The organism is Pseudanabaena sp. 'Roaring Creek' (assembly GCF_001402795.1).
Lineage (GTDB): Bacteria > Cyanobacteriota > Cyanobacteriia > Pseudanabaenales > Pseudanabaenaceae > Pseudanabaena.
The window spans coordinates 1-1280 of the sequence record NZ_LIRE01000617.1; the positions used below are offsets into that span (position 1 = coordinate 1).

General features: G+C 45.8%; 1 protein-coding gene. It reads right to left on the reverse strand.

All coding sequences use genetic code 11. The features are described from left to right. Positions 1-83 precede the first annotated feature (83 nt). Positions 84-1004 (reverse strand): CbiQ family ECF transporter T component, encoded by a 921-nt coding sequence (locus tag AC805_RS16815; RefSeq protein ID WP_055076469.1) that lies wholly within the window; start codon positions 1002-1004, stop codon positions 84-86. Positions 1005-1280: the final 276 nt, after the last annotated feature.

Consider the following 1280-nt stretch of genomic DNA (forward strand, 5'->3'; position numbering starts at 1 on the left):
CTGTAGCTATAAAAAAAACAAACCAGAGAGCATACCGCCCGATGCGCGGGCGGTATGCTCTTCTATGCCTAGCTACTTATTCTTTAAATATCATTGCCCAGCCAAATCCTTACCCCCCACATTGCCATGATCAGCATCAATAGAACTATATCGCGAGGGAAAAAACGAAGCGGATTCCAAACTACGAGATGCGTATTTGGGGTGGTAAATCCGCGTACTTGCATGGCACTAGCGGTTTGTTCGGCGCGAATGAAGAGATTGTCGATCAATCGTTCCGCTAGAATTAACCAAATTTGAGTAGTGCGTTTGAAACCGAGCTTTTTCCAATTAATCGATCTCGTCCGCATGGCTCTTGCAAGGTTCTGGACTTCTTCTAAAACCAGAGGGACAAAACGGAGTGCAAGCGTCAAAGTTAACACAATTTCTACTACGGGAATTTTTAGCAGTTTCAGGGGCGCAAAAATTGCCGCGATCGCCGCAGTAATTTCCTCAGGCGCAGTCACCAGTAAAAACAATGTCGGTGCGTACAGATAGGTAAAAATCAAGGTGCAAACGCGCACGCCCAATTCTCGCGATCGGCGAGTAACTGTAATATTTCCTGCTTTCCAGACCACATACCGATAGGAATTAGGTTGGGGGAGGCTAATCGTTAGGGGGGGAACCGTCGGATTGGTGCTGGTTACATCGATTTCAGGAATGGGGCGGCGAGGCTGAATTGGGGCATTAGTCCCATCAGGAGAAACTGTAGCGATCGCCAAGGTCATAAAGCTAAGTAACAGTAAAATCCCCATTTGCTGTTTCCAAACCCGTAACGGAATACGTGACGCTAGGGTTAGCAAGATCAGTAAGACTGCGATCGCAATCCGCCAAGGTTCATTGGCTTGGATCGGTGATAATAAAATGGTCAATAGTCCAAACAATTTAATGCGTGGATCGATTCGATGCAGCCATGTAATCGGCTGTTCGAGATAAAGTCCAATGGGAAGCGATCGCAGGATATCCACTATGTTCTGATGCTTTTCAGGGATTTGTTTATAGCATCTTCCAATATACCAATAATACCAATTCAAAAAAGTAGCAATATTCCCAGCTATAGCTGTCGCTAAGTCAAATAGGACATAAACCCCAAGAATTGATTGGCGGCGCTTCGCGCCGCCAATCAATTCTTGGGGTTTGATTTGTCCTAGGTCAAGTGACTGTAGCTATAGGTAGCTAAAAAGGAAAGGATTTATATGGTAAGGATGGGCGGCGCTTTGCGCCGCCTATCCTTACCTATTTAG